Raw genomic sequence first — 11,792 nt, forward strand, 5'->3', positions numbered from 1 at the left:
CTCGATTCGGTGGGTGTCTACGACGCTGCCGGCAGGTAGTCGGCGGTCGTGACGAGATTGGTTGTTGCCAGCACTGGGGCATCGGAGTCACCTCGCCAGCCGATTCGGGCGGACTCGCCCGCACGCAGCCGATCGAAATCATCAAGCGTGATCCCCATTCCCTTCAAGGTCGTTGTCAAGGAATCGAACTCATGGTCGGTGTCGATGGACATGATCATTCCCAGCGCTGTGTCGAGTAGGTGGAACTCGAGTACCGACCTGGCCCGAAGGCCGTCGCGGTTGCGGATCGCATCGAGAAACAGGGTGTCGGTTGCAGTGATGTCACCCACCGCGGCAGGCCGTTCGAAATACATCCGTTGGTGCCTGTCGATCACGGTGAGGTGGGACTCGATCACGTCCTGCATTCCATTCGGAAACCTGTCGAGGATCACCCGGTGGTACCGCCAGTGCGCCAATTGGAAATCGCGCGGCGAAATGCGGGAATCCTCCATGTCGGCGAGCGCAGCCGCCATGGCATCGGCGTCCGCATCGGTGACCTCGTTCAGCACCGCCGAGATCAGAGCCGGCTCGACCAGGAGCCGCGCCGAGTACGAATCCTCGACATCACGCAACCGGATCGGTGCAACGACCACACCGCGGTTCGCCTGATTGACCACCAGGTTCTCTGCCTCGAGCCGCCGCAGCGCTTCGCGCAACGGTGTCCGCGACACGGCGAGCTCCTCGGCGAGACGCACCTGCGACAGGTTGACGCCGGGGCGATATGTCCCCGACAGGATCCTCTCGCGTAGTAGGCAATACGTCCGATCGACGGTGTCGCCCCGCCGTGGCGCCGACACACCTGGGTCGCTGCCGACCTGCTTCGCAGCGACCACGGTCAATGGTCCGCTGAACCGAGCCGTGTCGCGATGAGTCCGGTGAAGAACTCCGGCTGCTGATCCGCAAGGACCTCGAGCGCCATCGGATCCAGGAGGATCCGTGCCTCCGTCCTCGGTACGTAGATTTCGAGGCGTTCGCCGTTCCGGGTGGACACCTTCCGGAACTGCACACCCGCGAACTCGTTACCGACCCCGTTCCACGGCTCGGCATCGACGACGCCGCGAGGAAGATCCTGTGGACCATGCTGTTCAGTCATCGCGCCGGCTCCTTCTGTTCGATCGGGATACGAATGACGTCCGGTTCACCGGCGTAGACCCGCGGGTCGCGCCGACCGGAGAGGACGGGCAGCTTCGTGCGCGCACGCTCGACTTCACCGACGTCGAGTTCGACGACCTGCACCCCCTCGGCCGATTCTCCGAGGTCGGCGAGGATATCGCCCCACGGCCCCACCACCAGCGCATGCCCGTAGGTGGCAAAGGCGTCCGTGTAGTCGGTTGTCGGTGAATGCACCGTGGCCGGGGCGACGACGAACGCGTGATTCTCGATCGCCCGCGCCCGCAGCAACGTATGCCAGTGGGCTTCGCCCGTGGTCTGGGTGAATGCCGCCGGAACGAGCAGAACCTCGGCGCCCGCCGCAGCGAGAGCACGGAACAGTTCAGGAAAGCGGACATCGTAGCAGATTGTCAGCCCCACCTTGATCCCGTCGATCTCGATCACGACGAGTCTGTCACCGGGTTGCTCTACCGACGACGCCTCGAACGACTGCCCGTCGATGTTGGCATCGAAGAGGTGCAGCTTGTCGTAGCGCGCAACGACCGAGCCCTCGGCGTCGATAACTACGGCGGAGTTGAATATTCCTTCATCAGTGCGGTTTTTCATTCCTCCGAGCACGATGACGACGCCGATGCGGCGCGCCTGCTCGCGCAGTGCAAGTATCGGAGTGGAGTCCACGCTCAACGCGGCTTCACGCATCTCGGAGTTGGTGCCCAGAATCAATCCGTTCTCCGGCAGCACCACGACGGAGGCTCCGTCGGCTGCTGCGCGCTCGATCACACGGGCTGCCTTCTCCAGGTTCGACCCGATGTCGGTGGTCGGATGCCACTGGGTCAGACCCACTTTCAGGGTTCGAGGCGATGTGGTCACGACCGACCCGCCTTGGAAACCAATGCGCCGGAACGCTCGCGCGCGTCCTCGAGGTCCATGTCGACCACGGTCCAGCCGCCGCCGGATGCCTCCATCGGCTCGTAGGCATAGACGTTGCCTCGAACAGCCGGTCCGACAACGCCGAGCATGATCATCCAGTTCAGGATTTCGTACTGGCCGTGCTCGAGCAGCGGGAAGGGTTCGAGCGAACATATCTCGAGGCCACGACCGCTCTGGAGCAACTGCAGGATGTAGGTGTCGAATTCGGTGTCGACACCGCCGAAGTGTCCCGGGTCGAGCCAGTGCGACAGTCCGCCCGTGGCGAGGAAGGCAACCTTGAGCCCGGAGTTCTCGATCGCGCCACGCATCGCCTCACCGAACCGTCGAGCATTGAACGGCGAGAAGCTCCGGGCCGGCTGGGTGATCACCGGGATGACCGGCAGATCGGGCCGGGGCAGGAGCAGTCGCAGCGGTACGACGAGTCCGTGGTCGAGGTCGACGCGTGGCGCCGCTTCCACTTCGAGGCCGCCGGCCCGGACCGCATCGACGAGCGACCGTGCGAACTCGGGATGTCCGGTCAGGTCGAGGTCCAGATCGGGTCGCTTGAAGAACTCCATCGAACCGGTGTGCCCCTCACCGACGCCGAGCACGAAGTGGCCGGTGTCGAAGCTCTGGAAGTGGCAGTCCGCAGAAACGAGGATGACGTCGGGGTCCGCCGCGGCGAGGTCTGCCGCGAGCTTCGCGTAGCCGGCGAGCAAGCGCGCCACAGCATCGTCTGGATCGATTTCCGGCCGGGCCAGGAGATCCGGGACGTGGGAACATCCGCCCGCGAACACCAGGTTCCGCGGAACATCCGGCGTCGGCAGCGGTATCGACTCGTCCACCACGAATCCGCCGGAACTCGAGGTGTCACCGAGGTCGTCGTTGAACCAGCGGCTGACGAGAATCGTCAGCCCGTCGCCGAGGCCGATCGACCGCAACCGATCGCGATCACCGGCGAGGATGGTCGACGCCCATTCCTCTTCGATGCCCAGCAGTTCCGGTGCGCGCGACGGTGCCGCTTTCACCTCGGCCAGCAGATCGCTGTCGCGTGCCATCGCGAGAATGGCGGCTTCGATCCTGCTCTTGTCCATGTCGATCACGTCTTTCTTCATCGATCAGGTTCGGGTCGAATGTGTCAGTCGGTGACAAGCTTGCCGTCGCGGACCACCGCGACGCCGTCGATCTCGACGGTGCAGCCGCGCATCGGGATGTCGAGGTGTGCCGGGGTCTCGCGGTCCGCGAAGCGATTCGACCCGGTCGACCACATGAAGTTGCCGGCAGTGGAACGCAGTTCCTGGCCGTACAGGGTGCGTGGATCGTAGACGTCGAACGCCGACCATCGGGCGCGTTCGAGCAAGCCCCAACCCATGTGGCTCAGCGCCCAGACCTCACTGTCGTTCCACGCCTCGAAGTAGTCGTTGAGGAGATGCGCGTCGGCACCCTCTCCGGAGATGCTCTTGATGAAGCCCTTCTCCACCTCGAGGGTGACGGTGTCGCGGACGTAGCGCTGCCACGGGATGAGGGCGTCGCCCGGTTGCAGGACGATCCGGCCTTCCGCTGTGCGGTCGTGAGGGAAGCATGCGACGAAACCCGAGGGCCAGTGGTCCCAGCGTCCGGGCTCGTCGACGTACCCCCACTGGTGGGTGATTGGCAGGTCCTCGCCCGAGATATCGGCGGTGAGATCCATGCCGGCGGCATTGGTGACGCGGAGGGTACTTCCCGAGCGCAGGCGGTTGCCGCCACTTTCGACCGCGGAGCGCAGGTCGATGTTGCCTGACAAGCGTTCGAGTACGTCATTGGGCTCGGCGACGAACAGCATTCGCTTGCCGTTGCCGGTGATCCGGGTGCGGACGTCGGAGTGGATCAGCCCGCCGACGGTGACATCGACGACGAAGTCGCATTCGCCCGCAGCAGCCAGGAGCGGCGCGACCTCCCGCCCGTCGGCCACGTAGGGCGGGAGGTTCGGGTTGGACAGGCTGGAGGCATGGAGGACGAGCACACCGGCTCCGAGTTGCCGGGCGGCAGCTACCGCAGCGGCGACGTACTCGTCCTTCTGCCCGAGTTCTGCGATGATGCCGACAGTTTCGTCTGCTGTGACCTTGCACAGCGTGAACTGTTCGACGAAGTTCTCGGTCAGGGTGTTCGGCATTTCTGCTCCTTGTATGAGTTCTATCCGGCTCGGTTGTCAGTGCGCGGCGCGCACTGCGCCGCCGTCCACGGACAGGGACGTGCCGGTGATGAATGCGGCCCGCGGAGAGGCCAGGAACGCAACGGTGTCCGCGATCTCGCTGGCCTCCGCCCACCGGCCCATGGGGATGTCCTGCACCACTTTCGCGATCTCGGCGTCGACCGTGGTGCCGTTGTTGCGTGATTTCATCTCGACGATGCCCTGCATCCGGTCGGTTCCCGTCGCACCGGGCATCACCTGGTTGACTCGCACACCGTCGCCGGCCACTTCGCTCGACAACGTCTTCACGAACGCGGATGCCGCGGAGCGGTACGACGCGGAGAGTACGCCACCGGCTGCCGGCTGCCGTACCCACGTGGATGACATCAGGACGATCGAGCCGCGACGCTGCGTTTGCATCTGTCGTGCTGCCGCGATCCCGAGCTGGACGATCGGGCGCAGCAGCAGGTCATGAGCTTTCTGCCAATCCGACCACGACGTGTCCAGAGCAGAGACGATGGGTGGGCCGGGCGTGTTGAGCACCGCGACGTCGAGGCTTCCATATTGTTCGACGACAGTATCGACGAGGGTGGCCGTCGCCGCGGCATCACCGAGGTCGGCCTCGATGGGGACGATGTGTCCTTCACCGAGATCTTCACGTTCCGTGCCGACGCTGCGCGCCGCCACGACGACGGTCATCCCCTCCATCGCGAGACGCTCGGCGGTCGCGCGGCCGATACCTCGCGATGCAGCGGTGACCAGGGCGATGCCTTTGTCCAGTCCGAGATACACGATGAACTCCTTCGAAAACTATGGTGTGTGGAGACTCAGAAAATTTCGCGGATTGCCTGCTCAGGGCACAGTGAAATAGCTCGGCGCGCCTTGTCCTGGTCGCGTTCCGGAACTGTTCCGTCTCCGGCAGCAGCGGCATAGCCCCACTCGTCCGAGCGGAAAACCGACGGGCACACGTCGAAACAGATGCCGTACCCGTCGCACTTGGTTGCGTCGACAGCGACTTTCATGACCTCGGTCTTGTGCTCGACTTTCACGGCAGCACTCCCTTGTTCGAGTTCTCTTCCCGGCGAGCGAGTTCGGCTCCGGCAGTACGCGCAAGCGTGAATGCCCCGTCGGCGAAGCCGCATGCTCCGCGTCCGGGAGTCGTCGTTCCCCAGCGCATCAGGTTATACCGGTGGGCGGGGTCGTGACTGCCGCTGAGGACCTGCCGGAAGGCGCGGGCGATCGCGTTCGTGCCGCTCACACAGACTCCGCACTGCATCGCGGATTCCTGCCGGAACCAGGCACTGAGTTCACCGGCGATCTCGATGATGTCGTCATCGGGACCCAGGACGGTGACCGCGGCGCAGCCGAGGCCACTACCGGCGGCGCGAACCGCGTCGTAGCAGCAGTGCAGAGCGCTGTGGTCGCCGGTGAGGATGCCGCCGAACCATCCACCGATCAGCATTCCTGTCATCGTCCCAGCCATCGTGCCTGCGGTGGCAAGGTCGAGTACCGGTCGCCCCAAGGACATTTCGTATACACCTGGTGACGAACACGCGCCGGTGAGCGTGAACAACGCTGTGCCCTTGGATGATCCGCTACCGACCGACGCGAACTCGGTGGCACCGTGCACATGGATCCACGCCGCGTGCGCGAGAGTCTCGACATTGCTGACCAGTGTCGGAAGCCCGTTCACGCCCTGTTGGTAGGGGCGTGGTGGCTTGCTCGTCGGTTTGGCGGGGAAACCATTGATGGACTGACAGACTGCGGATTCCTCGCCGGCAACGTAGGTGTCCTCCGCGAGGTGCACGCGCAGGCGCACATTCTCGGGCACCAGCCCTGCCGAACGAATCTCCCCGATCGCGCGTTCCACGGCGGCCACGGCCTCCGGATGAGACGCGTACACGAGGGCGTCGTCGGCTCCGACCACCGCGGCGGCCAGGAGCAACCCGTCGAGGACGAGGTGGGGTCGACGAGTGAGCAACCACGTGTCCTTGAGCGAGGCCGGTTCGCCTTCGTGCCCGTTGGCCACGACGACCTTCGGTCCGGCTGCCGCTGCGACCGTGGCCCACTTACGGTGGGCGGGGAAGCCGGCGCCGCCACGTCCTCGCAAGCCCGACCGCTCGAGCTCCGCGAGAAATGCGGGCCCATCGACGGGTTCGCCGAAGAAGCCGAGTTCACGTTCGTTTCGCAATCCCCAGTCTCCGCTGCCGACTCCGGGAAGCACAAGTCTCGGCGGCGTGGATTCGACGACCCGGGCGGGCGTGTCGAGCGAGGGGGCACGGTACAGAGCCGTGTCGATCGCGATTGTCATGGCTTTCCCCTGACAAGGTCGAGTGCTTCGTTGAGTGAGACGACATCGCCGTACTTCGCCTCGATGTCGAACAGAGACGCGTCGTGCGGTGCTGCTTCGCGATCACCCACGCATTCGCGGACCACGAACGCGGGAATGTCCGCAGCGCAGGCGTCGACGACGGTGGCGCGAATACAGCCGGAGGTGGTGGCGCCGGTAACGAGGATCGTGTCGACCTCGGCTGCATGGAGCTGCTGCGCGAGGTCGGTGTGTGCGAATGCGGAGGCCGTCTGCTTGATGACGAGCTTCTCATCGGAACGCATCGCCAGTCGCTCGTCGATCCGGGTGCTGCGCTCGCCTTCGCGCAGTCCCGCGAGTGCGGGCATCTTGGCGAGCCAGGTGGCGCCCCTCCCGTCTCCGTCCGCCGGGAATGCGATGGTGGTGAACCACACGGGTATCCCCCGGCTGCGGGCCGCGTCTACCAACGTGCGCGTGTCCGCCACGACCTGGTCGAGATCGAAGCCCGGACCGTACTCGGCTTCAGTGAACCCGTATTGGAGGTCGACCACAACCACGCCGATGTTGTGTCCCGGTGTCAGTCGTCCGAGCAGACCCCCTGCCACATACTTGTCGCGGACGGCGTCATGGGCGGTCAAAACTCGAACTCCGGCCATTCGCCCTGCTCCGCGCGCATCATGTCGGCGTAGAACTGGTACAGGTTGCGTTGGACGCCTTCCTCGTAGCGTGTCCAGTACACCTTTCCGGGGCCAGGCCAGTCGGACACCGGTGTTGCCATGCCGATTCCGGGCATGCCCATCTCGTAGTTCAGCTCGAATCCGAGGAGTTCACCGGCCACCGAACCACCGGTGCGCGTCACCGTGATCCACGGTTCGGTATCGTCCATCTCGAACGACCCGCCGAGCGAGAAGGTGCCGAGGGCCGCGTGGTAGGTCCGCTCCTTCTGCTCGGGTGTCATGTTCTTGTAACCGACGAACCAATTCCAGATCTCGATCTGCCCGGGCCCCTTGGGCTGCCAGGTTCGGATGGTGAGGATGCCGGTCGGTACATGGTTGGCACCGTCCTCGGTCATCGGCAGGGCCAGAATCGAGAAGTTGGGGAACACGTTCCCGACGAACACCCGCGATCGGCGAGCCACCTCGAGTTGTTCGGGTGAGATGTTGACGCTGTCGAAGTGCTTCGAAATCGATTCGGGAAACCCGAAGAAGTTGGGTCCTGGCTCGTCGGCGTACTCGGCCATGGAGAACGACAACGAGTGCCCCGGCGAGGCCTGAATGTGGTACCCCATCATGTTCTCGCTGAACGGGACCGGGAAGGCGCCGATGCTCCACACCGATTTGTGCAGGGTGCCGAGGTGGTAGTCGTCGCCGGAGAAGTTGTCCGCACCGGATTTCCAGTTGGCATCGACGACGAAACGTTGTGGCGCGCCAAGAATTTCGACACCGTCCTTGTCCAGACCGAAGACGAGGTCGAGGTACCAGGCCATGCCCCCGAGGTAAGTCCGCAGCGGTGGGGCAGTCGGGTCGAGGGTCGCGAAGATCAAGCCGTGGAAGGACTCCACCTGGGCCGCCTTGGCGAGACCGTTGTTCTCCTTCGTCATGCCTCCGAGTGCATTTTTCCACAGGGGTGCCCCGACAAGGGATCCATCCGATGAGTATGTCCAGCCGTGATAGGGGCATCGGAAGTGGGAGGAGTTCCCGGAGTCGGATCGGCAGATTTGCACGCCCCGGTGGCGACATGCGTCGAACAGGACGTGGATCTGTCCGTGTTCGTCGCGGGTGACGACGAACGAATCTTCGCCGATCTTGCGGACGACATAGTCGCCGTTCGCTTCGATCTCCGACTCGTGCGCCATGAACACCCAGGCACGGCCGAAGATTCGACGCAGTTCAGCTTGATAGATGTCGGGATTACCGAATATCTCGGCGGGGATCCGGCCGCGTGACAGACCGTCGTCGATGCGGTCCATCACTTCACGGACCGTCGGCTTCAGGGTCGATGCCGGCTTGGTCTCAGGCTGACCTCTGTTGATCACGGGGTTCATGGCTGCACTTCCTGATTTGCGTGTAGGACGAGAAATCGTCAGAAGAAGAGGGCGAAGTTGTGCGTTCCGATGACGGTGAGATCGAGGTAGACGAGCCGCTGGAGCAGCAGCCATCGACCGTCCTCCCGGCGCAGGATGTCGTGGCGCTCTCCCGAGAGAAGCTGCGGAATCGTCTGTTCCTGACGCGTGCGGTAGATCAGGAGATTGCTCCTGACGTCGAGCAGGTCGGGATCCGAGTCAAGGGTCGGTCGGACCCGGATGTTGGTGACGAAGTGGCGCACCCGCGATGGCGGGTCCTCCGCCCAGGCGTACTTCGTCTCCCCGCGGGTGACCCGTGAATCCAGCGACCCGTATGTCTCGTCGAGGTGGAACGTTGACGAGTGGAATCCGCGGCCGCGCGCTCGTTCGACGGTTTCGCGGACCGGAATCCGGTACACGATGTCGCGGCTGACAAGTTCGGTGAGCCATGTGCGCTCGGCGAGACCATCGAGCAACTCGGCCTCGTAGTGCAGGAAATCCGCTGCTTCGGCGTGTCGAGGGTCGGACACGGACAAGGGTCGAGTCACTGTCTCGGGCTGGTTCAGAGCAGTCACCAGACGTCTCCTAACTGGATACACTTTTGGATGCACTTAGGATGACTGGTGATCTGGATTACTGCAAGACCCAATTTGTGAAATCGGAGTTGCTCCTGATCGCAGACCTCTCACCGGCCACCCGCAACTCTCGTATCGACAGCTACGCCTGCCCACCCCGTACCATGCACGCACGCAACCCTGATACAGACCCGCAGCGCTGGTTCGTGGAATTGACCAACGCAATATCCGATCAACCACTCAGGACACTTACGTCAGCAGACCCACAGGTCAGCGTACTGCGAGCGCAGTGAATCGTCTGTAAGTGTTGGCAGTGGCCGGCCCGGGCTGGCTGACAGGATCGGTGTCGTCGCCCTCATCCGCTGTGACTCGTGAATCGTCTTGCCCCCTGCCTGGGGGTACACTTCCCGGGATCTGTCCATCGCTCGAGCGGCGGCGACGCTGGCCCGGTCTCGCTTCGGTGGCTTGATTAGAAGCCTGCCCGACCTGTTTACCCAGGTTGTGGCCCATTACAGGCCTGCCTCGAAGCTCCTTCCGGACCGACGCCGGAACACGACGTCCGCCCGTTGGAAAGGAGAACCGCCGCAATGACCATCGTCGCAGACCACTACCAACACGTCATCGGTGTCGACACACACGCCGCAACCCACACAATGAACGTCGTGACAGCAGCCACCGGCGCGCCAGGGGCGCCGGCGACGTTCCCCGTCAGTGCGGCAGGACTCGACCGTGCTCGGGACTGGATCGCGCGGTCCGTGCTGAGCATCGACCTGGCGAGGCTCCGTACGCCCCGCGCGGATGGCCCGCGTGTGGCGATGCGTGTTCTCGTGGTCGCCCGGGAGCAGATGACCTGCGAGCGCACCCGTGCGATCAATGCATTGACTGCACTCGTCCGCACCGTCGACCTCGGCATTGACGCACGTAAGCCCTTGGCCCACAGCCAAATTTCGACGATCTGCGCTTGACGGCGCCGTGACGAGGACGCCGTGCTGCACACCTGTCGCCACGAGGCGGTCCGGTTGGCGCGGAGAAATCTGCGCGCTCGAGTCCGAGCTTGCCGACAACCGCAAGAAGCTCGATGCCGTCGTCAAGGCCTGCGCCCCGAAACTGGTCGACCTCCCCGGCGTCGGTGCCGTGGTCGCCGCGTCGATCCTCATCGCATGGTCGCACCCAGGGCGTGTCCGCAGCGAGGGGGCTTTCGCGTCCCTCGCGGGGACCTGCCCGATCCCGGCGTCCTCTGGAAACACCATGCGACACCGGCTCAATCGTGGCGGCGACCGGCGCTGGTCGTCCGGGTGAGGACCGATCCGGATACCCGCGCCTACATCGCACGGCGACGTGCGGAAGGTTGCAACACCAAGGAAATCATGTGGTGCCTCAAACGCTACGTGACCAGACAAGTCTTCCGTAAGCGTCACTGCCGTATCGTTTCCTCGGGATGCTTGACAGATATAGAAGTGCCCTATGTCAAGCAGCTGAGAGTTTTCGACTGGTGTGTAGTTGCGGACTGAAGGGGATTTCGTCTTGCCCAGCAGCGCCAGATGATGCGGATCCAGGCGCGTGCAAAGATCCGGATGGCATGAGGGTGTCGACAGCCTTTGGCGATGGCCCGCTGGTAGACGCTCATCGCCCACTCGTCGCCGAGGCGGCTGCCGTTCGCGAAGTCCATGACCCCGGCGCACGACCAACGAAACACGGTTTGTTCGTGTTTGCAGGATTGTCGAGTCGAGGGCGAACCCGAGGGCCCCAGGGAACGCAAGTTCGAGGTTGCACCGGAGCTGGTTCATCACCTGCACACGCATCTCTACGAGCTCCTAGCGAGCCCGGCACATCGCCCGCAATACCTTCCGTCTCCGGGTGATCCTCCCGCAGCGGCCTCCACCGGTGCCCGTCGGTGCGTAGCGTGTCCGCGAGGACGTACGCGTCGAGACGATCATCTTTGTTGCCGGCAGAGCCGTAACGGGTCCGCAAGGCTTTGATCTGACGTGACGGGACAACGAACACCGCGAGGCCGGCATCGATCAATACCTGCACGACCGGCCCGTCGCCGCGCTCGATCGCTACCGTGGCCACCCCATTCTTCCGGAGCCGGGACACCATCGCGCGAAACGCCTGGCTATCGTGTGTGATGTCGAACCGCTCGATCATCTTGCCGGCGCTGTCGAGGACACATACCGCGTGACGTTCAGCGGCCCAGTCGATCCCAGCTACCGCACTTGGTTCCTGCATACGCACCTTCTCCGCATCGTCGGGATGCTTCACCAGGTGGAAGGCGTTGGTGCTGGTCGCTCACTGCAAGGCGCTCGAAGCGCATGGCCCTATCGCCAGTCTCAACGCCGGGCCGCCGGGTCCTGCGGAACTCCTATTGGCCCTCGAAGGGCGAGCATCCACAGCAGTGGCCCAGCGGCTACCGGGTTCAGCACCCACCACCCTTTCAAAAGGCAGTCGGTACGACCATGGTTGTTCAGTGAGCATCCCGGAGTGACGGTAGCGGCGATCACGAGCAGCCCGTCCCCCAGTCTGCGGCCCTTCTTGACGTGTCGGATGATCACAGCGTCTCACACCGTGGCAGACAACGAACTGAGACGAGGTGGATATGCCCGTTCGAGTGTGGTGGGT

12 protein-coding genes and 1 pseudogene are annotated in these 11,792 nt (G+C 64.0%); 1 reads left to right on the forward strand and 12 read right to left on the reverse strand.

Annotation, left to right across the window (positions count from 1 at the left end):
• Nucleotides 1-17 precede the first annotated feature (17 nt).
• The 11 genes from ACTDXD_RS08910 to ACTDXD_RS08960 are packed head-to-tail and all read right to left on the reverse strand — an operon-like array spanning nt 18 to nt 9,173.
• The gene (locus tag ACTDXD_RS08910) at nt 18-872 is read right to left on the reverse strand and encodes a GntR family transcriptional regulator (protein WP_440126693.1); all 855 of its coding nucleotides are present in this window, start codon (nt 870-872) and stop codon (nt 18-20) included.
• Between the two features lie 2 nt (nt 873-874).
• Nucleotides 875-1,132, reverse strand: a complete 258-nt coding sequence (locus ACTDXD_RS08915) for a hypothetical protein (protein WP_440126694.1) — start codon at nt 1,130-1,132, stop codon at nt 875-877.
• Nucleotides 1,129-2,019: a carbon-nitrogen hydrolase family protein gene (locus tag ACTDXD_RS08920; RefSeq protein ID WP_440126695.1), complete on the reverse strand. Its 891-nt coding sequence runs from the start codon at nt 2,017-2,019 to the stop codon at nt 1,129-1,131. Before ACTDXD_RS08920 ends, ACTDXD_RS08915 begins: the two co-directional genes overlap by 4 nt.
• Nucleotides 2,016-3,152 (reverse strand): protocatechuate 3,4-dioxygenase, encoded by a 1,137-nt coding sequence (locus ACTDXD_RS08925; RefSeq protein ID WP_440126696.1) that lies wholly within the window; start codon nt 3,150-3,152, stop codon nt 2,016-2,018. The genes ACTDXD_RS08920 and ACTDXD_RS08925 overlap by 4 nt, the downstream gene beginning before the upstream one ends.
• A 44-nt stretch (nt 3,153-3,196) precedes the next feature.
• Nucleotides 3,197-4,210: a hypothetical protein gene (locus ACTDXD_RS08930; protein ID WP_440126697.1), complete on the reverse strand. Its 1,014-nt coding sequence runs from the start codon at nt 4,208-4,210 to the stop codon at nt 3,197-3,199.
• A 36-nt stretch (nt 4,211-4,246) separates the two neighbouring features.
• On the reverse strand, nt 4,247-5,020 hold the full coding sequence (locus ACTDXD_RS08935) for an SDR family oxidoreductase (protein WP_440126698.1): 774 nt from the start codon (nt 5,018-5,020) through the stop codon (nt 4,247-4,249).
• A 35-nt stretch (nt 5,021-5,055) separates the two neighbouring features.
• Complete coding sequence (locus ACTDXD_RS08940) at nt 5,056-5,277, reverse strand: ferredoxin (RefSeq protein WP_440126699.1); 222 nt, start codon at nt 5,275-5,277, stop codon at nt 5,056-5,058.
• Nucleotides 5,274-6,539: an NADH-ubiquinone oxidoreductase-F iron-sulfur binding region domain-containing protein gene (locus tag ACTDXD_RS08945; protein ID WP_440126700.1), complete on the reverse strand. Its 1,266-nt coding sequence runs from the start codon at nt 6,537-6,539 to the stop codon at nt 5,274-5,276. The genes ACTDXD_RS08940 and ACTDXD_RS08945 overlap by 4 nt, the downstream gene beginning before the upstream one ends.
• The gene (locus ACTDXD_RS08950; RefSeq protein ID WP_440126701.1) at nt 6,536-7,174 is read right to left on the reverse strand and encodes an isochorismatase family protein; all 639 of its coding nucleotides are present in this window, start codon (nt 7,172-7,174) and stop codon (nt 6,536-6,538) included. Before ACTDXD_RS08950 ends, ACTDXD_RS08945 begins: the two co-directional genes overlap by 4 nt.
• The gene (locus tag ACTDXD_RS08955; protein WP_440126702.1) at nt 7,171-8,580 is read right to left on the reverse strand and encodes an aromatic ring-hydroxylating oxygenase subunit alpha; all 1,410 of its coding nucleotides are present in this window, start codon (nt 8,578-8,580) and stop codon (nt 7,171-7,173) included. Before ACTDXD_RS08955 ends, ACTDXD_RS08950 begins: the two co-directional genes overlap by 4 nt.
• Before the next feature lie 38 nt (nt 8,581-8,618).
• Nucleotides 8,619-9,173 (reverse strand): aromatic-ring-hydroxylating dioxygenase subunit beta, encoded by a 555-nt coding sequence (locus ACTDXD_RS08960; RefSeq protein ID WP_440126703.1) that lies wholly within the window; start codon nt 9,171-9,173, stop codon nt 8,619-8,621.
• A gap of 587 nt (nt 9,174-9,760) precedes the next feature.
• Between ACTDXD_RS08960 and ACTDXD_RS08965 the strand changes: the two are divergent.
• Nucleotides 9,761-10,684, forward strand: a pseudogene (locus tag ACTDXD_RS08965) (transposase).
• Nucleotides 10,685-10,796: 112 nt separating this feature from the next.
• Here the strand turns inward: ACTDXD_RS08965 and ACTDXD_RS08970 are convergent.
• A complete protein-coding gene (locus ACTDXD_RS08970; protein ID WP_440126704.1) occupies nt 10,797-11,402 on the reverse strand; it encodes an IS110 family transposase in 606 nt (201 codons plus the stop codon).
• Between the last annotated feature and the right edge of the window lie 390 nt (nt 11,403-11,792).

This window comes from Rhodococcus sp. SJ-3 (genome assembly GCF_051918125.1).
Classification (GTDB): Bacteria; Actinomycetota; Actinomycetes; order Mycobacteriales; family Mycobacteriaceae; genus Rhodococcus.

Excerpts from the sequence above, each read along its gene's own strand:
- ACTDXD_RS08970 (WP_440126704.1), bottom strand. The coding sequence starts at position 11,402 with ATGCAGGAACCAAGTGCGGTAGCTGGGATCGACTGGGCCGCTGAACGT.
- ACTDXD_RS08915 (WP_440126694.1), bottom strand. The coding sequence starts at position 1,132 with ATGACTGAACAGCATGGTCCACAGGATCTTCCTCGCGGCGTCGTCGAT.
- ACTDXD_RS08955 (WP_440126702.1), bottom strand. The coding sequence starts at position 8,580 with ATGAACCCCGTGATCAACAGAGGTCAGCCTGAGACCAAGCCGGCATCG.
- ACTDXD_RS08925 (WP_440126696.1), bottom strand. The coding sequence starts at position 3,152 with ATGGACAAGAGCAGGATCGAAGCCGCCATTCTCGCGATGGCACGCGAC.
- ACTDXD_RS08930 (WP_440126697.1), bottom strand. The coding sequence starts at position 4,210 with ATGCCGAACACCCTGACCGAGAACTTCGTCGAACAGTTCACGCTGTGC.
- ACTDXD_RS08945 (WP_440126700.1), bottom strand. The coding sequence starts at position 6,539 with ATGACAATCGCGATCGACACGGCTCTGTACCGTGCCCCCTCGCTCGAC.